Source organism: Streptomyces sp. TP-A0874 (assembly GCF_001748085.1).
Taxonomy (GTDB): Bacteria; Actinomycetota; Actinomycetes; order Streptomycetales; family Streptomycetaceae; genus Streptomyces.
In genome coordinates this window covers 53,474-73,218 of record NZ_BBZK01000010.1, presented here as the reverse complement: position 1 = coordinate 73,218, position 19,745 = coordinate 53,474, and the positions used below count along the sequence as shown (strand labels likewise).

14 protein-coding genes and 1 pseudogene are annotated in these 19,745 nt (G+C 72.8%); 10 read left to right on the top strand and 5 right to left on the bottom strand.

All coding sequences use genetic code 11. The features are described from left to right. Positions 1-15: 15 nt before the first annotated feature. From BGP73_RS17615 to BGP73_RS22250, 3 genes are all read left to right on the top strand, one after another. A complete protein-coding gene (locus BGP73_RS17615) occupies positions 16-750 on the top strand; it encodes a GOLPH3/VPS74 family protein (RefSeq protein ID WP_069816032.1) in 735 nt (244 codons plus the stop codon). A gap of 443 nt (positions 751-1,193) precedes the next feature. After that, positions 1,194-2,120 (top strand): helix-turn-helix domain-containing protein, encoded by a 927-nt coding sequence (locus BGP73_RS17610; RefSeq protein ID WP_244501248.1) that lies wholly within the window; start codon positions 1,194-1,196, stop codon positions 2,118-2,120. Positions 2,121-2,572: 452 nt separating this feature from the next. Continuing rightward, positions 2,573-2,782 carry a DUF397 domain-containing protein gene (locus BGP73_RS22250; RefSeq protein ID WP_079127627.1) on the top strand — a complete coding sequence of 70 codons (210 nt, stop codon included), beginning with the start codon at positions 2,573-2,575 and terminating at the stop codon, positions 2,780-2,782. Between the two features lie 214 nt (positions 2,783-2,996). Here the strand turns inward: BGP73_RS22250 and BGP73_RS17605 are convergent, their stop codons facing one another. Together BGP73_RS17605 and BGP73_RS17600 are read right to left on the bottom strand one after the other, a co-directional pair. Next, positions 2,997-4,112, bottom strand: coding sequence for an ADP-ribosylglycohydrolase family protein (locus BGP73_RS17605; protein ID WP_069816030.1), 1,116 nt, complete (start codon positions 4,110-4,112; stop codon positions 2,997-2,999). 135 nt (positions 4,113-4,247) lie between these two features. After that, a complete protein-coding gene (locus BGP73_RS17600; protein WP_079127626.1) occupies positions 4,248-6,896 on the bottom strand; it encodes a bifunctional FO biosynthesis protein CofGH in 2,649 nt (882 codons plus the stop codon). Positions 6,897-7,024: 128 nt separating this feature from the next. Here BGP73_RS17600 and BGP73_RS17595 point away from each other — a divergent pair, with 128 nt between their 5' ends. From BGP73_RS17595 to BGP73_RS17575, 5 genes and pseudogenes are all read left to right on the top strand, one after another. After that, positions 7,025-7,558, top strand: a complete 534-nt coding sequence (locus tag BGP73_RS17595; RefSeq protein ID WP_069816027.1) for a DoxX family protein — start codon at positions 7,025-7,027, stop codon at positions 7,556-7,558. A gap of 352 nt (positions 7,559-7,910) precedes the next feature. Then, positions 7,911-10,836: pseudogene (locus tag BGP73_RS17590) on the top strand (BTAD domain-containing putative transcriptional regulator). Between the two features lie 296 nt (positions 10,837-11,132). Beyond that, entirely contained in the window at positions 11,133-11,414 is a 282-nt protein-coding gene (locus tag BGP73_RS17585; protein WP_069816025.1) for a hypothetical protein, read from the top strand. Positions 11,415-11,646: 232 nt separating this feature from the next. Beyond that, positions 11,647-11,871, top strand: coding sequence for a hypothetical protein (locus BGP73_RS17580; RefSeq protein WP_069816023.1), 225 nt, complete (start codon positions 11,647-11,649; stop codon positions 11,869-11,871). 93 nt (positions 11,872-11,964) lie between these two features. Beyond that, entirely contained in the window at positions 11,965-12,657 is a 693-nt protein-coding gene (locus tag BGP73_RS17575; RefSeq protein ID WP_306303463.1) for a hypothetical protein, read from the top strand. A gap of 17 nt (positions 12,658-12,674) precedes the next feature. Here the strand turns inward: BGP73_RS17575 and BGP73_RS17570 are convergent, their stop codons facing one another. Then, on the bottom strand, positions 12,675-15,299 hold the full coding sequence (locus tag BGP73_RS17570) for a serine/threonine-protein kinase (RefSeq protein ID WP_069816021.1): 2,625 nt from the start codon (positions 15,297-15,299) through the stop codon (positions 12,675-12,677). 396 nt (positions 15,300-15,695) lie between these two features. Between BGP73_RS17570 and BGP73_RS17565 the strand changes: the two genes are divergently transcribed. Next, positions 15,696-16,343: a TetR family transcriptional regulator gene (locus BGP73_RS17565; RefSeq protein WP_069816019.1), complete on the top strand. Its 648-nt coding sequence runs from the start codon at positions 15,696-15,698 to the stop codon at positions 16,341-16,343. Between the two features lie 331 nt (positions 16,344-16,674). Then, entirely contained in the window at positions 16,675-17,814 is a 1,140-nt protein-coding gene (locus BGP73_RS17560) for a flavin-containing monooxygenase (RefSeq protein WP_069816017.1), read from the top strand. Positions 17,815-17,839: 25 nt separating this feature from the next. Here the strand turns inward: BGP73_RS17560 and BGP73_RS17555 are convergent, their stop codons facing one another. Continuing rightward, positions 17,840-18,319: an ATP-binding protein gene (locus BGP73_RS17555; RefSeq protein WP_069816015.1), complete on the bottom strand. Its 480-nt coding sequence runs from the start codon at positions 18,317-18,319 to the stop codon at positions 17,840-17,842. Between the two features lie 571 nt (positions 18,320-18,890). Next, positions 18,891-19,415: an EF-hand domain-containing protein gene (locus BGP73_RS17550; protein WP_069816013.1), complete on the bottom strand. Its 525-nt coding sequence runs from the start codon at positions 19,413-19,415 to the stop codon at positions 18,891-18,893. Between the last annotated feature and the right edge of the window lie 330 nt (positions 19,416-19,745).

The following is a 19,745-nucleotide window of genomic DNA, read 5'->3' as shown; positions in this document are numbered from 1 at the left end:
CGCGGGGAGGCATGGATGGGCAGGAGCCGCAGAACAATTCCGGAGGAGCTTCTGCTGCTCGCCTTGGACCCGGCCACAGGGACCACGGCGCAGCCGCAGTCGCTTGACCTCGGTCTTGCCGGCGCACAGCTAGTGGAGCTGGCTCTGGCAGGACGGATAGCCCCTGACGGGGATCGTATCGCCGTGGTGCTGCCACGGCCGACAGGAGATCCGACTTTGGACTCCGCACTGGAACTGCTGCGCCGCCGTGGCGCTCCGGTGCGGGCCGTGCACTGGATCGGCGGGCCCCGGCTGGGGCTGCGCCAGACGTACCTCACCCATCTGGAGCGGTGCGGCATGGTGCATGCCGTGGCCGGCCAGATGTGCGGGGTGCTGCCGACGACCCGTTACCAGGCGACGGACACGGCGATCAGTCGGGAGATCCGCAACCGGTTGGACAACGCGATCCGCACCGGCGTACCGCCGGACCCACGGACCGCGGCGCTCGCCGCGCTGGCCCATGCGGTGGGCCTTGGCAAGCATCTCTACCCCGGCAACGAGGGGCGGTCCTCCCGCTCCCGGCTCCGGGACCTCATTCGGCACGACCCGATGGGCGGCCTGGTCGCACACGCCGTGATGGACGTGCAGAGCGGCGCGGCCAGCCAACCTCGGCGCGCCGCTCCGGGAGCCGCGCGGCGGGGCCCGGGCAACCCTGCGGGGGTTCCCCCGCAGCCGAGGCGCGGAGGCATGGCCCGCGTCGCGGCCCGCTGACGGGGGCGGACGGCAGAACCGAGGAGCAGCACCGGACCACACGGCCGGCAGCCCGCTCCCGGACCCACCCGCCCCACACGACGGCACAGAGCCCCTCAGCGCCCCGGAAGGGCGCAGGGCGGGCAGCGAAGAACGGCCCGAGGCGTTCGGACGGCCTCCGTCCGAACGCCTCGGAGCCGCTCGCCAAGCCTGGTGCGGGCGCGGTGGACCCGAGTCACCTTCGGTGGCGGACGGCGCACCGCTCCCGCCGGCCGGGTGCCCGTACGCGCCCCCGGCCGGCGAAGGCGGAGACGGCCTGCGCCCGCACGTCCGTACGTGCGGGCGCACCCTCGTTCCCCTGGGCGCCGGAGCCGGCGCACTGCACCGACCGGACGCCGCGGGGCGGTCCGCCCGGGTGTCCCCGTTTCCGAGCGCGGCACGGCCCGGGAGTGGCAGGCTGCCCGGTGAGCGAGGATGAACCCGCGGTACACGTCGGAGGTGTGCGGCCCGTGGTGAACGTCAACCCCACCGTCAGGCGCCGTCGGCTGGGCCAGGAGCTGCGCCGACTGCGCGAACTCAAGGGCATGACGGCCGAGGAGGTGGCGGACCGGCTGCTGGTCTCGCAGTCGAAGATCAGCCGGCTGGAGAACGGCCGACGCAGTATCAGCCAGCGCGATGTCCGGGACCTGTGCGGGGTCTACGAGGTCGAGGACCACCGGATCGTGGAATCGCTGATGCAGATGGCCAAGGACTCCCGCCAGCAGGGCTGGTGGCACGCGTTCGGCGACATCCCCTACAGCGTCTACATCGGACTGGAGACGGACGCGGCCTCGCTCCGGGTATACGAGCCGCAGGTGCTTCCCGGCCTGCTCCAGACGCCCGCCTACGCCGAGGCGGTGGTGAGTGGCTCTCTGCCGGAGGCCAGCAGCGGTGACATCGAGAAGCGGGTGCGGGTGCGGCTCCGCCGCCAGGAGCGGATCCACGACGAGGAGCACCCGCTGCGGCTGTGGGCCGTCCTCGACGAGGCGACGCTCCGCCGGGTCGTGGGGAACCGCCAGATCATGCGGGAGCAGTTGGAGTACCTCCTGGAGGTTTCCCGGCTGCCCCATGTGACGGTCCAGGTCATGCCGTTCGACATGGGCGCCCATCCCGGGGTGAACGGGCAGTACGCCATTCTGGAGTTCCCGGACGCGGCGGACTCCAGTGTGGTGTATCTCGAAGGCATCACCAGCGATCTGTACCTGGAGAAGATGAACGACGTACAGAGTTACAGCATGATGTACGAACATCTGCGGGCGCAGGCATTGAGTGCCGATCTGACCCGGGACTTCATCGAGCGAATCGCCAAGGAATACACCCGGTCGCTGAATCCCCTGAGCCCGAACCCCTGATCACACACGCCGCGTCCGGCCGGTGGCCGTTTCGGGTCCCGGCGCTCACCTGCGACCCCGCAGCGGAATGTCCGGTAATCGCCGGGGGCGCCGGTTGGCGGGCGAATGAACGACAGACGCAGGGGCCGACGGCCGGAGGGTCGCCGGGGCGTGGTCATCCACCGGACACGGGCCTCCCGGCATACGGTCCGGCCCCGGATGCCCGAGGCGGATTCCCTCTTCCACCGGTTCGTGATCTCTGCGACTAACCGCCCGCCGATCCACGGGGATTATCCCGACAACCTCGGGAAGGGCGACAAGGTACCGGTGCGGGCGGGGGTCTCGGAGAAAGACGCCGCACTTTGCCTCGGAAGAGTGAACTGGTGTGCGCATGAAGTGAGTTGGGACGGTAGCGTCCGGTTGCGCCTTCAGGAGTGTAGGCGTAATCCATCGCGCACAGAACCGGAGCGGATATGGCGATCCAGCAAGGCGCTACAGACGTCTGGACGAAATCCTCTTACTCGGGAGGAAACGGGGCCTGCGTCGAGGTGAGGTCACCGGTCGAACGTACCGTCGCGGTACGCGACTCAAAGGACGTAGAGGGTCCCTCACTGGAATTCCGGCCGGCAGCGTGGAGCTGTTTCGTGGCCGAGGTGGGGCGCGGTACGTACGGCCCCTGCTGATTCGGTAGCGCCATCCGCGGCTCCGCGGTATCGCCGAATCCCGGCACCACCGATCCGGCAGGCGCTCCCCGTGAGCCCTCTCGACCGTCCCCCTCCCTGGCCGAGAGGGCTATCGCTCCAAGCCGCCGCGGACGCGGCCGACCGATCCTCAGCCCCCGCCGAGCGCGTCCGGCGCCGACGAAGCCGTTTCCTCCCCGGCGCTCCCGGAGAGCGCTCAGCTCCTGGGGTATCGCGCCAGCCAGCCCGGAGCGGAGCCTGCCGGGCCGTGCAGGGCGGGCCCCTGGGTCATCTCCATGGCGAAGTCGTCGGCGAGTTCCAGGATCGTGGCGCGCCCCTCCAACTCGGCCAGCCAGCCAGGCGGGAGAGCGGTCTCGCCGTGCAGCGCGCCCAGCAGGTTCCCGCAGATCGACCCGGTGGAGTCGGAGTCGCCGCCGTGGTTCACCGCCAGCAGCAGTCCGTGCCGTACGTCCTCCGCGACCAGGGCGCAGTAGACACCGATCGCCAGTGCCTCCTCGGCCGTCCAACCCTCCCCCAGCGACTCGACCCGAGCCGCGGTCGGCAGGCCCTGGCGCACCGCCCCGAGGGCGAGTTTGAGAGCGGTCGAGGTCTCCTCGTGGCCGGGCCGTGCGGAGAGTTGCGCCAGGGCTCGTTGGATGGCGTTGTCCAGCGGCTCCCCCTGGGCCAGGCTGTGTATCAGGACGGCGAACGCCCCGGCGGCGAGATAGCCGGTCGGGTGGCCGTGGGTCTGCGCCGCGCACTCCGTGGCGAGTTGGAACACCAGCTGCGGCTCCCACCCGACGAGAAGCCCGAACGGCGCCGAGCGCATCACCGCCCCGCACCCCTTGGAGTCGGGGTTCTTGGGCTGCGCGAGGGTGCCCATGGTGTCGTCCCCGAGCCCGGTGAGGCAGGCCTGGCCGGGGGCGCGGCGCGCGTAGAGCCACTCCTGCCGCGCCAGCCAGCCGTCCTCCTCGCGGCGTTCGTCCGGTCCCCACTCCCGCTGGGTGGCGGCCCAGCGCAGGTAGGCCCGGTGGACGTCGGTCGGCGGGTGCCAGGCCCCGGTGTCCCGCCGCACCTGGGCGCGTATCAGCCCGTCCACGGTGAACAGCGACATCTGGGTGTCGTCGGTGATCGCGCCGCGTCTGCCGTAGGCCGGCACCAGGTCCGTCAGGCCCTCCGGGCCGTGTTCCCTCCGGATCTCGTCGAGGGAGTGGAACTCGACGGAGGCGCCGAGCGCGTCGCCGATGGCCCCACCGAGGAGGCAGCCGCGTACCCGGCTGCGGAAGTCCTGCTGTTCGGCGCGGCCCCAGACGGCGGTTCCTGTGGTGGTCACGCGTTCCCTCCCAGCCTCGTCAGCGGACAGTCCCCCAGCCTCCCGGACTCTAGTAGCACCTCGGGCAACATTCCCCCCGTCCTGACGTCCGGAGCTCTCCCGAGCCCGCCGGGCAGCGCTCCCCGTGCCGACCGCTCAGCGGCCGACCGTCTCCGTCCCGGGTGCGGCGGAGTCCGCCAGCAGCGGCAGCGGGCGGGGGAGTCGGCCGTCCGAGGCGAGCGCCACCGCCTGGCGCTCCGCCGGCACCTGGCCGTAGGTGGTGGTCCGGGGACGGGCCGGACGTCCCGCGGCCTCGGCGATGGCGGTCAACTCCGCGATCGAGCGGTACGAGCCGTGGCCGGAGCCCGCCATCCGGGAGATCGTCTCCTCCATCAGCGTGCCTCCCAGGTCGTTGGCGCCGGAGCGGAGCATCTCGGCCGCTCCCTCGGCGCCGAGCTTGACCCAGCTGGTCTGGATGTTGGGGACGTACGGGTGCAGAAGCAGCCTCGCCATGGCGGTGACGGCGCGGTTGTCCCGCATGCTCGGCCCCGGGCGGGCGATACCGGCGAGGTAGACGGGCGCGTTGGTGTGGATGAAGGGGAGGGTCACGAACTCGGTGAATCCGGTGACCGACTCGGCCAGCGCGGACCGCTGGATCCGGGCCAGCAGGCGGAGGTGGCCCAGCCAGTGGCGGGGCTGGTCCACGTGGCCGTACATCATCGTCGAGGAGGAGCGGATGCCCAGCCGGTGTGCGGTGGTGATGACCTCGACCCAGGTGGCGGTGGGCAGTTTGCCCTTGGTGAGGATCCACCGCACCTCGTCGTCGAGGATCTCCGCGGCGGTGCCGGGCATGCTGTCGAGCCCCGCCTCCCGTGCCGCCGACAGCCAGTCCCGGATGGACAGGCCAGTGCGGGAGGCGCCGTTGACGACCTCCATCGGCGAGAAGGCGTGCACGTGCATGCCGGGCACCCGCTGCTTCACCGTGCGGGCGATGTCGAAGTAGGTGGTGCCGGGCAGGTCGGGGTGGATGCCGCCCTGCATGCACACCTCCACGGCACCGACCTCCCAGGCCTGCTGGGCCCGGTCGGCGACCTGTTCCAGCGAGAGGCTGTAGGCGTCGGCGTCGGTGCGGCGCTGGGCGAAGGCGCAGAAGCGGCAGCCGGTGTAGCAGACGTTGGTGAAGTTGATGTTGCGGGTGACGATGTAGGTGACGTCCTCCCCGACGGCCGAGCGGCGTACGTCGTCGGCGATGCCGCAGAGGGCGTCCAGGGCCGGGCCGTCGGCGTGCAGCAGGGCGAGAGCCTGGTCGTCGGTGAGCTCGGTCGGGTCGTCGGCCGCGGTGGCGAGCGCGCCCCGCACGTCGGTGTCGATGCGGGAGGGCGCCATGCCGGGGGCGGCGGCCTCCCGGAGCGCCTCCCAGTCGCCGTAGACCTCGTCGAAGTCGGTCCGCCGGTCTCCGCTGCGGCCCTCGGTGTCGATGGTGCGGTGGAGGTCGGTGCGTCCGGTGGCGCTCAGCGCGGACGGCGTCTCGGGTTCCTGCCAGGGCCGACCGCCGGGCACGGCCCCCTCGACGGCGAGCCCGGTCTCCGGGTCGGCGAGCGCCTGGACGTGCGGCAGCAGCCGCGGGTCCAGCCATGGCTCGCCGCGCAGGACGAACTCCGGGTAGACGGTGAGCCGCTCGCGGAGGGTGTATCCGCACTCGGCGGTCCGGGCGGCGAGCCGCTCGATCTGCGGCCAGGGCCGCTCGGGGTTGACGTGGTCCGGGGTGAGTGGGGAGACCCCTCCCCAGTCGTCGATACCGGCTTCGATCAGCAGCCGGTACTCGCCGTCCGCGAGGTTCGGCGGCGCCTGGATGCGGGTGGTCGGGCCCAGGACGTGCCGGGCGACGGCGATCGCGGCGGCCAGCTCCTCCAGCTCGGCGTCGGGCATGGCGCGCATCGCGGTGTCGGGTTTGGCGCGGAAGTTCTGCACGATGACTTCCTGGATGCCCTGGTAGGCGCGGGCCGTCCGGCGGATCGCGAAGAGCGCCTCGGCCCGTTCCCGGAGGTTCTCCCCGATACCGATGAGGACGCCGGTGGTGAAGGGGACGCTGGAGCGCCCGGCGTCCTCCAGCACCCGCAGCCGCACCGCGGGCTCCTTGTCGGGCGAGCCGTGGTGCGGGCCGCCGGGCTCGCTCCACAGCCGGGTCGCGGTGGTCTCCAGCATCATGCCCATGGAGGGGGCGACGGGTTTGAGGCGCTGGAGATCGGTCCAGGACAGCACCCCCGGGTTGAGGTGCGGCAGCAGACCGGTCTCCTCCAGGACGCGGACGGCCATCGCCCGCAGATAGCCGAGTGTGCTGTCGTAGCCGTGCGTGTCAAGCCACTCACGGGCCTCCGGCCACCGGTCCTCGGGCCGGTCGCCGAGGGTGAACAGGGCTTCCTTGCACCCAGCCGCCGCGCCCTGCCGGGCGGTCTCCAGCACCTCGTCCGGCGACAGGTACATACCGTGCCCGGCACGGCGCAGCTTGCCGGGCACGGTCACGAAGGTGCAGTAGTGGCACCGGTCCCGGCAGAGCCGGGTGAGCGGGATGAAGACCTTCCGCGAGTAGGTGATGGTGCCGGGGCGGCCGGCGGCCGTCAGGCCGGCGTCCCGCAGCCGGGCCGCCGAGGCGCACAGCTCCGTGAGATCGGATCCGCGGGCGGCCAGCAGCACGGCTGCCTCGGTGACGTCCAGCGCCACCGCGTCCCGGGCCCGGCGAAGAGCCCGCCGCATGGCGTTGGCCGTCGGTCGCTCCTGGTCGCTTCCCCGCGCGCGCGTAGTCATCCGTCGAGCATACGAGGGCTTTGTCAGAGCTCCTCGCAGAATGGCCGGGCGCTGGTCATACGCCGGTTCTGGGGCCGCTCGGGTGATCGCCCGGAATGTTTCGCCCCGATACGGGCACCGCGTACCGCATGACTGCACTGCGATGGATCGCCCGACCGATGCTGGCCTCCGTCTACGTCTACAGCGGGTTCCACACCCTGCGGAACCCGGCCGCCGTGGCCCCGGCGGCCGAGGCGGTGATCGGCAAGATCTCCGAGAAGGTCTCCCCCGCACTCGCCAACACCGAGCAGGCCGTCCGGGTCAACAGCGCGGTCCAGCTGGTCGCCGGCAGCCTGCTGGCGGCCGGCCGGCTGCCGCGGCTGTCCGCGTTCGCGCTGGCCTGCAGTCTGGTGCCCACGACTCTGGCCGGGCACCGGTTCTGGAAGTGCGAGGACCCCGAAGAACGGGCCAGGCAGCAGAGCCACTTCCTCAAGAACCTCTCGATGCTCGGCGGCCTGCTCGTCGCGGCGGCGGACACCGGTGGACGCCCCTCGCTGTGCTGGCGGGCCCGGTACACCGCCGGCACCGCACGCCGGGAGGCCGCGCTGGTGCGCCGCACCGCCAAGTTCAGCGCCCCCTGCGCGAAGGTGGTCGGCAAGGGCCTGTCGCTGCCCCGGCGCTGAGGCCCCGGGCGTCCGCGGCGGGCGTGCCCGCTCACCTGCCGGGCGGTGCCACGCCACCGCGGCGCCCCACCCGCCGAGCACGAGCGCGCCCCCGGCTAGCGCGGCGACACCGCGGAGGGAAGCGAACGGTACAATCCGGGCCCCCGTACGCCCCCACGGCCCGCGACCGGTCCTCCACCGCGCGGCGGGACTCGTCCACTGTCACCCGAGCTGGTAAGCCATCACCCGTAAGGTGAGTGAAGCTGCTTGTACCAAGCCGCCTTGGAGATGGCGCTGCCGCTGATGACGGGGCGGTCGGGGACAAGGCAAACTGACGGGTGCGCGGGTGGACTTCGAATAGCTGGGGGCGGCTATGGACGGCGGCAGCGGATCGGGCGCACTTCGCTTCGCGGTGCTCGGTCCGGTACGGGCCTGGCGGGGCACCGAGGCGCTCCCGACCGGCTCACCGCAACAACGCGCCCTGCTCGCCGCCCTGTTGCTGCGCGGGGGGCGCACCGCCACCGCCTCCGAGCTGGTGGACGCGCTGTGGGGCCAGGAGCCGCCCGACGCCGCCCTCGCGGCGCTGCGCACCTACGCCTCCCGGCTGCGGAAGACCTTCGGCGCCCAGGCCGGGACGACGCTGCTCAGCGAGTCCGGCGGCTACGCGGTCCGGGTCGCTGACGGCATGCTCGACCTCACGCTCGCGGAGGACTACGCGCGCCGGGCCGACCAGGCCCGGAACAGCGGCGACCGCGACGGGGCCCGGGCGCTGCTGGACTCCGCCCTGCGCCTCTGGGAGGGCGAACCGCTGGCGGGGGTGCCCGGCCCCCACGCCCAGACCCAGCGGCACCGTCTGGAGGAGTGGCGGCTGCGGCTGCTGGAGTCCCGGCTGGAGATGGACCTGGAGGCCGGCTGCCACGCGGAGGCGGTCTCGGAGCTGACCGCGCTGACGGCCGCGCACCCGCTGCGGGAGCGGCTGCGCGGCCAGCTGATGCTCGCGCTCTACCGCAGCGGGCGGCAGGCCGAGGCGCTCGCGGTCTACGCGGACACCCGCCGGCTGCTCGGGGAGGAGCTGGGCGTCGATCCGGGACCGGAACTGGCCGAGCTGCACCAGGCCATCCTGCGAGCGGACACCGCCCTGGCGGCACCGGCCCACGACGAGGGGGGCGGCCCCGCGGCGACGATGGTCCGCCCCGCACAACTCCCCGCGAAGGTAGCCGACTTCACCGGACGCTCGGTCTGCGTCGACGAACTGGGCCACCAACTGGCCACGGCGGAGGGCCGGGTGATGGCGGTGTCCGCGGTCGCGGGCATCGGCGGGGTGGGCAAGACGACGGTGGCGGTGCATGTGGCGCACGCGGCACGGGAGCGCTTCCCCGACGGCCAGATGTACGTCGACCTCCAGGGCACCAGCCCGCAGGCGGCCGAGCCGGAGGCCGTGCTCGGCGCGTTCCTGCGGGCGCTCGGCACACCGGACTCCGCCATCCCGGAGAGCATCGAGGAACGGGCCGCCCTCTACCGTTCGATGCTGGACGGCCGGCGGGTGCTGGTGCTGCTGGACAACGCCCGGGACGCGGCCCAGGTGCGCCCGCTGCTGCCCGGCACCGAGGGTTGCGCGGCGCTGATCACCAGCCGTACCCGGATGGTCGGCCTGGCCGGGGCGCACCTGGTCGACCTGGACGTGATGAGCCCCGGGGAGGCGCTCCAGCTCTTCACGAAGATAGTCGGCGCCGAGCGGGTGGCCGCCGAACGGGACGCCTCCCTGGACGTCGTGGCGGCCTGCGGGTTCCTGCCGCTGGCGATCCGGATCGCCGCCTCCCGGCTGGCCTCCCGCCGTACCTGGACGGTCTCGGTGCTGGCCGAGAAGCTCGCGGACGAACGGCGCCGGCTCGACGAGCTCCAGGTCGGCGACCTCGCCGTCGAGGCCACCTTCGAGTTGGGGTACGGGCAGTTGGAGCCGCACCAGGCGCGCGCCTTCCGGCTGCTGGGGCTGGCGGACGGCCCCGACATCTCGCTCGCCACGGCGGCCGCCCTGCTGGACCTCGACCCGCACGAGACGGAGGAGGTCCTGGAGTCGCTCGTCGACATCTCCCTGCTGGAGTCCGCGGCCCCCCGGGCGGTACCGCTTCCACGACCTCGTCCGGCTCTACGCCCGCGCCTGTGCCGAGCGGGACGAGCAGTCGCTGGCCGAGCGGGACGCCGCCCTCTCCCGGATGCTCGACTTCTACCTGGCGACGGCCACCGAGGTGTACGCGCTGGAGCGGCCGGGCGACCGGCTGGTGGACCACCTGGAGCCGACCCGCCACCCGGGGCTGTCCTTCCCCGACCAGCCGGCCGCGCTGGAGTGGCTCTACGCCGAGTCCGAGTGCCTGCTGGCCTGTGCCCGGCAGTGCGCCGGCCGGGGCGAGCTGCGGCGCTCGGTCGACCTGCTGATGGCGGCCAAGGACCTGGCGGAGTCCGGCGCCAACTCCCGCCAGTACGAGCTGGCCGCCTCCGCCCTGCAGGAGGTGGCACAGGCGGCCGAGGACGCGCACGCGGAGGGTCGGGCCCGGGTCGCCCTGACCCTCAGCCACATGATGGCCGGCCGTTACGAGCAGGCCGACCAGGAGGCGCGCTCGGCGATGCTGCTGGGGTTGGCCACGGAGGACCCGGTCGCCTCCTCCTGGCCCCCGAACGACCGGGGCATCATCGCCTTCATAGAGAACCGCAACGAGGACGCCGAGGCGCACTACGGCCACGCTCTGACCGCCTGGCGCGCCCTGGGCAACCGCAACGGCGAGGCGAGCGTGCTCTGCAACCTCGCGCGGGTGCACATCAACCTCGGCCGCTCCAGCCAGGCGGTCGGCCTCACCGAGCAGGCGCTCGCCATCTACCAGGAGATGGACAACCCGCTGCGGCTCGCCAACGGGCTCTACGCGCACGGACTCGCGCTCAACAGCGCCGGCCGGCCCGATGACGCGCTGACCCGGCTCGGGGAGGCCCTCGCCCTCTTCCGGGAGGGGCGGCAACGGCTCTGGGAGGGCATGACCCACCTGCGGCTGGCCGAGGTGCACCTCGCCGCGCACCACCCTGCGGAGGCCGCCGCGCACGCCGAGGAGGTACTCGCGCTCCGCGGTATCGGTGGCGAGTGGCGGCGCGGCACGGTACTGACCGTGCTGGGCCGGGCGCTGAAGCGGATGGGCCAGGCCGACCGGGCTCGCGCCTGCTGGCAGGAGGCCCTGGCGATCTTCGAGCGGCTGGGTTCGAGTGAGGCTGAGGAGGTAAGGACTCTCCTGCTGTCGCCCGCCATCGCCGCCTGACGGACGCGTCTCCGCCCGTCGCAGCGCCGTTCGGGGATGGCCGGCCGGCGCCTTCGTCTCCCGGTCGGGCGCCCCCTCCGCCGTCAGCACCGGCTGACGTTCATCGAACGTTTATCGCGCCCCGGCAGTCTCATGGGCAGTGATCCGCCGCCCGAGGGGGGGATTTGGCGGATCGGTGCGGCGGATGTCCAATCAGGGTGAGCGGCTCTGAGGGCTCTCGCCCGGCGGCACTCGGGGGAGTCGCCGGGCGGGGCCGCCGAGAACGGACACCCTGCTTTCCCCAAGGAGTTGAAGCAATGAGCACTGCTGAGACCTCGAGCGGCGTCGCCCAGGAAGACGTCGAGGTCCTGGACGACAACCACGCGCCGATCGGCACGCGGGACAACCACGCCCCGAGCCCGGGCAAGGGCGCCGCCACCGCCGACGGGGACGAGGGCTACACCACGCTCGACAACCACGCGCCCATCAGCCCGATGGACAACCACGCCCCCAGCCCCGGCAAGGGCGCCGCCACCGCCGACGGGGACGAGGGCTACACCACGCTCGACAACCACGCGCCGAGCGAGGGCTCCAGGTAGCTCTGAGCGGCCGACTCAGCCTGGGGGGTGGGGGGCGGTCGCGGTGGCTCGGAGGGGGAGCCACCGCGACCGCACGTCGTCCGCCCGCCGGTAACGCGCCACACTTCGGTGTCTTCAGGCCAAGCGTTCCTTCGCTTGGCCTGTTTGCCGTAAGAGCGTAGGAACGCCGCAAGGCTGAACTACGGCCTTGAAGCACGGAAATCGGGCAAGGACAACGCACGGAGGAGACAGCATGGCGCGCTGTAGGACCGCTCTCGTCACCACGGCCCTCGCGATCGGGATTTCGGGGGCCGCCGCGCTCCCGGCCGGGGCCGCGGAGCAGGCGGGCAGATCGGGTCACGCTCTTGTGGAGAGCCGGGCGAGCAGCGGGGGCTACATACCGCTGGACAACCACGTGCCGGTCGACGGGAGGACGGCGACACCCCCGGCGGGGACCGCTCCGGCCGATCTGCGGTAGCCGGCGCGGCCTCTCAGCCGGCTCGCCTCGCGTGGCGGGCCGGCTGAGCCGCGCGTAGCCTCGGTTGGGGGACGATCCGGATACGACGAGGTGGTGACCGGCGTGCTCCGAAACATGTTCGGCTCAGTACTCGCCCTGATCGGAGCGCTGGCGTCCGTATGGAGTGCCTTCCGCCCCTGGTACAACGGCCGGACCGGGACCGACATCCGGCTGCAGGACGTCTTCCAGGGCATCACCACGCACGGGGCCTCCGAGCTGACCTCGCTGCTCCTTCCGATGTGCGTCGCGGCCTTGCTCACGGTGGTCGGGGTGCTCCTCCGCTCCCGGCTGCTGGTGGCGCTCGCGGGGGTGCTGGTGCTCGTGTTCACCATCCTCTGGATGGTCCGCCAGGCCCAGGCCTCCGGTGATCTGACCGCCGGCGGTCCGGGGCTCGGCAGCGGCGCGGCCCTGGCCACTGGCGGCGGTCTGCTGCTCCTGCTGGCCGCGCTCTCCATGAGCGGACGCTCGCTCCGGCGCTCGCGCCACCGCCGAGGCGGCAGACGCGGCCACGAGGGCGCCCCCTACCCCCCGGAGCCGTACGGCGACACTCACTACTCGGGCCCGGCGCACGGCGCGTCCACCGAACGCTACGGCGACGACATCCCGGAGGTGTACGGCGAACCGCCCAGGAGGCCCAGCCCCGAGGAGCCCGGCGGGGACGGCATCGGGGGGCCCGGTCGGCCACCGACCTCGGGCGGTCCGCCCTGGCGCGACCCCGGCGAGGGCGGCGGTGGGCGGGAGCCCTGAACACGGTCGGCCGGGGCCTACCGCCGTGCCAGTCCGGTGCCCTTCAGCGCGTCGAGCGCGTAGACGCACCGGTCCTTGCTGCAGGCGTACACCACGCCGTTGGAGACCACCGGGGTACCGGTGATCTCCCCACCGGTCGCCAGTTTCCAGCGCAGTTGGCCGCCGTCGGCGTCCAGGGTGTAGAGGCAGTGGTCCGCGGATCCGAAGTGCACCCGGCCGTCCGCGACCACCGGCGCACCGACCACCTCGCCCCCGGCGGCGAAGCGCCACTTGGGCGTACCGGTGACGGCGTCCAGGGTGTACAGGGCCTTGCCGCTGCCGAGATGGACGGCTCCGTCGGCGACGAGCACGGGTTCGACCGACTGGCGCGGCTCGGTGGCGATCCGCCACCGGTCCCGACCGTTCGCCGCGTCCAGCGCGTAGACGGTGCCCAGGTAGTCGGTGAGGTAGACGCCACCGCCGGTCACCGCCGGTCCGGGCTGGAAAGCCGGCGGGCTGAGGAAGGCGGCCGGCGCCTCGAATCGCCAGTGCACGTCCCCGCGTGCGATGTCGATGGCCAGCACCCTGGTGCCGGCCGCCACGTAGACGACCCCGTCCGGTGCGGTCAGCAGCCGGAGCGGGACACCGCCGCAGGAGGCTGTGTCGCCGACGGGGTAGGACCAGCGCTCGGTGCCCGTCCGGGCCTCCAGCGCGCGGAGCCGGGCGTCGGACCAGACGTAGACGGTGCCGTCGTGGATCTGGGGGCCGCAGTCGGCGGTCTCGAAGTCGCTCTGTGCGCCGGACAGTTCCCACAGCTGCTCGCCGGTGGCCGCTTCCCACGCCTGGACGCCGCCGCCCCGGGTGCCGGTGACGACCGTGCCCCGGTCGACCTTGAGGGAGTACACCCAGCCGTCCAGGTTGAGCCGCCACAGCTCCTGGCTGTCCAGCGCGTCCAGCGCGTAGAGCGTCGGCCCGTCGGAGCCGTGTATCCGCCCGTCGGCCACGGCCATCGCCCAGGCGACGTCCCTGGTCTTGAAGCGCCGTCGGCCGGTCGCCACCTCCAGGCCGTGCACCTCGAAGGAGGTGACGTAGACCAGGTCGCCGGCGATCGCGGGGGTGCCCCAGACGTCGTTGGACATCCGGAAACGCCAGGGGCGCCAGCGGGCCGGACCGGTCTCCGCACCGGGCTGGTCCCCACCGGGTGTCTGGCCGTCGCCCGAGGCGGACGCCCCGGGAGGGCCGGGTGGGCCGGGTGGGCCGACGCCGCCGAGCGGCCCCGCGGGGGCGCCGCCGGGCGGGCGCACCCAACCGGTCGCCACGGCGGAGTGCGGCCGGCCCTGGGGGTCGGCGGGACGCGGCCCCGGGCCTATCGGCACCTGTGAACCGGGCAGCCGCACGGAGTTCTCCGACCCCTCGGGGGTCTGGTGCTGCGGGGCCGGCGCCGCATGGCGTCCGCCCCGCGGGGCGCCGTCCCAGGCCATGCTGGCGGCCTCCGCGCGCGGGTCCCCGCTGTGCACCCCCGCTCCACGGCCCATCGCGGCCGGGCCGGGCCCGATCGCCGCGTCCACACCGAAGCCTCCGCCGGCCTCAGGGCCCGCCCCACCGTGCACCACCTCGGGCTCGCGGGGGCGGTAGTCCGCACCGCCGCCCGGGGCGAACCCGGGGTGCGGCGGGCCGCCCGCCGCGGCGGGCGGGGGCGCCGACCGCTCGCCGCCGGACGGCTGGGCGGGCACCGCCCCGCCGACGGGGCGCGGCGCGATCCGGTTCCGCCCGCCGCGCCGCCGCTCGATCAGGGCCACGGCGCCGGCCGGCAACCACGCCGAGGCGGTGCCGCTGTCGTCGCCGCCGGAGGAGAAGAGGTGCGGCGCGAGCTGCGACTGGAGGTCGGCGGGGGTGGGCCGCTGCTCGGTGGCCATCTGCATACAGGAGTCGATGAGCGGCCGCAGGTCGTCCGGGAGCCCGTCGAGGTCGGGCTCCTCCCGGAGCAGCATGAACACCGTCTCGACGGGGTTGGCGCCGTGGAACGGGGGGTGGCCGGTCGCGGCGAACACCAGCATCGAGCCGAGCGAGAAGATGTCGCTGGCGCCGGTGACGCTGCTGGAGTCCCGGGCCTGCTCAGGAGACATGTACGCGGGGGTTCCCACGGCGACGTTGGTCATGGTCAGCCGGGTGTTGGAGACGCCGGAGGCGATCCCGAAGTCGATCACTCGCGGTCCGTCCTCGACCACCAGGACGTTGGACGGCTTCAGGTCACGGTGGACCAGCCCCGCTCCGTGGATGGACTGGAGGGCTTCGGCGACCCCGGCGGCCAACCAGCGGACGGCCTGGGTGGGCATCGGGCCGCACTCGTTGACGATCTCCTCCAGGGAGGGCGCCGGTACGTATGCGGTGGCCAGCCAGGGCACCGCGGCCCGGGGGTCGGCGTCGACCACGGCGGCGGTGTAGAAGCCGCTGACGGCTCGGGCGGCCTCCACCTCCCGGGTGAAGCGGACCCGGAACAGCTCGTCCTCGGCGAGCTCCGTGCGCACCGTCTTGATCGCAACCCGCCGGCCGGACGCCGAGCGGGCCAGATAGACCAGCCCCATGCCGCCGGCCCCGAGTCGGCCGAGGACCTCGAAGGGCCCGATCCGTCTCGGGTCGTGCTGCGTCAGCTGCTCCACCACTTGCCTGCCACCTCCCCGTGCGGGACTCGAAGGTATGAGCCCCGTGCAGCGTCCCACCGCGAACCACCCCGGGACGCAACATGATTGTTCCTGGCGGAGGCGGAGGTTGCGAACCCGGGGCCAATTCGGGGTGTCACATCTCGATCCGGGCGTACCGTAACCCAGCCTCCGGCGGGCTCGCCGGAGCACGGCGGACGCCCGCTCGGCACCGGTCGGCCGGGGGCGCCGCGGCCGGACCGGGAGAGCGCTGGGGCCCTCCGCGGCCCGGCTGCCCCCAGGCCGTTGATAAAATGATCAACCAAGAACCGGCAGGAGTCTCCACCCGGCTTTTCGGGATCGATCCCCGTTTGCCCGCTGCCAAATCGCGCGTCAACCCCCCGCCGGTAAGCTGACTGCATGACAGGACAAGTTCGCACCGTCGACGGGCGGGTGGCCGGTCGCCGTGGACAGGCGACGCGCCAGAAGCTCCTCGACTGCCTCAGTGAGATGCTCAGCAGCTCCCCCTACCGCGACGTCAAGGTCATCGATGTCGCCCGTAAGGCGGGGACCTCACCCGCCACCTTCTACCAGTACTTCCCGGACGTCGAGGGCGCCGTCCTGGAGATCGCCGAGACGGTCGCCAAGGACACCGCCGGCCTGTCCGAACTCGTCGCCGACCGCTCCTGGAGCGGCAAGGCGGGTCGGCAGGCTGCGGAGGACCTGGTCGACGGCTTCCTCTCCTTCTGGCGCCGGAACGACGCGATCCTGCGGGTGATCGACCTCGGGGCGGCCGAGGGCGACAAACGGTTCAGCAAGATCCGGATGAAGCTCCTCAACGCCGTCGCGAGCCCGCTCGCCGACTCCATCAAGGACCTCCAGTCCCGGGGCCGGGTGGACGCGCAGGTCGGACCGGCGGCGGTGGCCGGCTCCCTGGTCACCATGCTGGCCGCGGTCGCCGCGCACCAGAAGGGCTTTCAGAGCCTGGGGGTCAAGCAGGCCGACCTGCGGCCCAACCTCGCGCTCCTGGTCCACCTGGGCGTGACCGGCAAGCGTCCGCCGAAGTAACGCGACCCGAGCCCGCGGCACCGGTCCCGGCCCCCGGCCGGCCCGTGTCCACCGCGACAGACCACCCACCTCGGCCTCCTGGCCCACACGGCGGCCGCACCGGCCCACCTCCCGCGAACTCCTGTCACCCGCGGACGAGGACAACAGCCGGCACCGCCCGACGATCCGCCGGGGCAAGCCGTCCCTCCGGCACCGGCGTTACCCCCTGCGCCGACTTGAAACCGCCTCAGGGCGGCGTACCGAGGTGTTCCAGCCCGGCCGTAATCCATCCGATACGGACCCAGACGGCGAATGAGCCGTTACATGTCAATTCCATGGATACCCTCGACGCATGCCCGAGACCCCCCACTCACCCGTTTACGTCATAGGCGGCGGTCCCGGCGGACTCGCCGTCGCAGCCGCCCTGGGAGAGCGCGGTATCCACGCCGTGGTACTCGAGAAGTCCAGGGCGGTAGCGGCCTCTTGGCGCGGACACTACGACCGGCTGGTGCTGCACACCACCCGCCGCCTCTCCGCCCTGCCCGGCCACCCGATCCCGCGCTCCTTCGGCCGCTGGCTGAGCCGGGACGACCTGGTCCGGTACCTGGAGCAGTACGTCGAACACCATCGGCTGGAGATCGTCACCGGGGTGGAGGTGCACCGGGTCGACCGAACCGCCGACGGATGGCTGCTCCGCGCCACCGGCGGGCGCGAACTGGCGGCGTCGGCGGTGGTCGTGGCCACCGGCTACAACCACACGCCCCACGTACCGGACTGGCCGGGGCTGGATACCTTCAGCGGCGAAGTGCTGCACGCCGGCGAGTACCGCAACGCCGAGCCGTACCGGGGGCGGGACGTCCTGGTCGTCGGCAGCGGCAACACCGGCGCGGACATCGCGGTGGACCTCGCGGAGCACGGTGCGGCGCGGGTACGGCTGGCGGTACGCACTCCCCCGCACATCGTCCGCCGCAGCACCGCCGGTTGGCCGGCCCAGTGGACCGGTGTGCTGGTCCGCCGGCTGCCGCGCCGGCTGGTGGACCGGGCCGCGGCGCGAATGGCCCGCTGGTCGGTGCCGGACCTCGCGCCCTACGGCCTCCCGCGCCCGGAGACCGGCCTCTACTCCCGGGTGCTGGAGGGGGCCATCCCGGTGCAGGACGTGGGGCTCGTCGACGCGGTCCGGAAGCGGAAGGTCGAACCGGTGCCGGCCCCGCAGGCCTTCAAGGACGACCGGGTCCTCCTCTCCGACGGCTCGGACGTCTCCCCCGACACCGTGATAGCGGCGACGGGCTACCGCCGCGGGCTGGAGGGGCTGGTCGGCCATCTCGACCTGCTGGACGGCCGGGGGCGGCCGCGCCACCACGGCCCCCGCTCGGCGGAGAACGCCCCCGGCTTGTACTTCACCGGCTACACCAACCCCATCAGCGGCATGCTCCGGGAACTGGCTCTCGACGCCCGCCGGATCGCCAAGGCGGTGGATCTGGCGTCCCGTTGAGCCGGGTCCGGCGCCAACGGGAGGCTCAGGCCCGGTTGGGGAGCGGGTACGGGGACTCGCGGGCGTCGCCCTGGAGCGGCATCGGCACCGGGGTGCCCCGGTCCACCTCGCACCACACGCTCTTGCCGGTCTCCTCCATGTCCCAGCCCCAGCGGTCGGCCAGCACGTCGACGAGTTCCAGCCCCCGCCCCCCGGTCTCCTCCCCCGCCGCGTGGCGCTGCTGCGGCGTCACCTCGCTCCGGTCACGGACCTCCACCCGGACCGTTCCGGCACCGGGCACCTCCGGGCCCGGCCCGAGCACCAGCCGCATGCGCAGGACGGCCGGACGCCCGGTATGCACCACGGCGTTCGTGACGAGCTCTGAGATCAGCAGAATGAGCACCTCTGCCGTCGGCTCGTCGGCCGCTATACCCGAAGAGGCGAGCTGGGTACGGGCCCACCGGCGGGCTCGTCCCACCTCCGCGGGGTCGGGCCGCACTTCGAGTTGAACCTGATGCACCTGCACCGCTCACACCATCCGAACCGGCGGACACATCGCCTCGCGCCTCCAGTTGATCACGGAATGTGACCTCGTTGCAGCACAGCATGGTTGACGTACAGTCACCGCAACAAGCGCTTCGGGCATATTCCGACGCAAAGGAGTACGCGTGCTGCATACTGTGCGACGCCCTCGGGCGGGAGTCGAACGCGAGGGCTTTTCCGGCGCACACCCGGCGCAAACGGCGCACTCTTGCGCGCCCCGGCTCACCCTTCGGGCTACTCGGGGCGGTATCGCACCGCTGCCCAGTCGCACCCCGGCGAGCGTACCCGAACCCGCCCACGACTCCGCCCAGTGACAGGACGGGCGCGGCAGAGCGGCCTGTTCGGCGACTCTCCGTGATGGTCTGCGGTGAACAAGCAAGACGGGGCGGCCGGCTCCGAACCGTCCCGGGCGGGCGCGGCAGAACGCCCCGCGGCCTCACCGATGCGGTCGCCGGTGAGGCCGCGGGGCGTCAGTCCGTGTGGTTCGGGCTCCGCGTGGATCAGGAGCGGGGCGCCGCGGAGATCCAGGCGGCACCCGTGCGGCGGTCGGCCGGTCAGACGGCCGGCACGGTGGGGGCGGTGTAGTAGGCGGCGAAGGCGGACAGGACCTCCTCCTCGGAGATCCGGCCGTCACCATCGGCGTCCAGCGCCGCGGCGACCTGGCCGCACAGCTCCGGGGCGACACCCAGCGCCCGCAGTACGCGCTCCGCCTCGGCGGGGCTGAGCTCACGGTCCCCGTCGGCGTCGGCGATGGCGATCACCGCGCTCAGGAACGGCTCCGCGATCGCACGGAAGCTCTGCGGGCTCTCCCTGAGCCGCTCGAGAGCCCCGCCCACGAACTCCTCGCGGGTGATCCGCTGGTCGCCGTCGTGGTCCGCCATCCCGGCCATGCCCTGCCAGAAGGCCTCGGCGCCCTCGTAGAGGTCCTGCCCCTTGAGGGAGCGGTCGGCGACGCCGAACTCCCTGAGCACGGCCACCGCCGCCGCGTTGAAGTCGTCCCGGGAGATGTAGCCGTTGCCGTCCTGGTCGAAGCTGGCGAAACGGGAAGCTATCTTGCGCTCGTACTCGGAGCTGTCCACGGCTGCCTCTGTGTCATGTCGGAAGCGAGTCTCTCAGTGGTGCGTACATACCGGACTGTTCCGTTCGTCCCAGAACCGACCGGGTGCGTACGCCCTGAGTGTAGGCATGCTTTTCAGTGGGGGGAGACCGACTGCGAGGAAGAAGACCTTCCTGGTGAACGGCGGCCGCGCACCCACGGGGGCGGTGCGCTCCGGGGTGTGACACACACCCCAACTTAAAGCGACTTTCCGGACATTCAGCGCATAGTTCTGCCGACTGCTCGCTCCGAGCGAAATCCGCCTCCACGCACCGCTCGGAGCATCCGGGCGGGAGCGCCGACCCGCGGACCC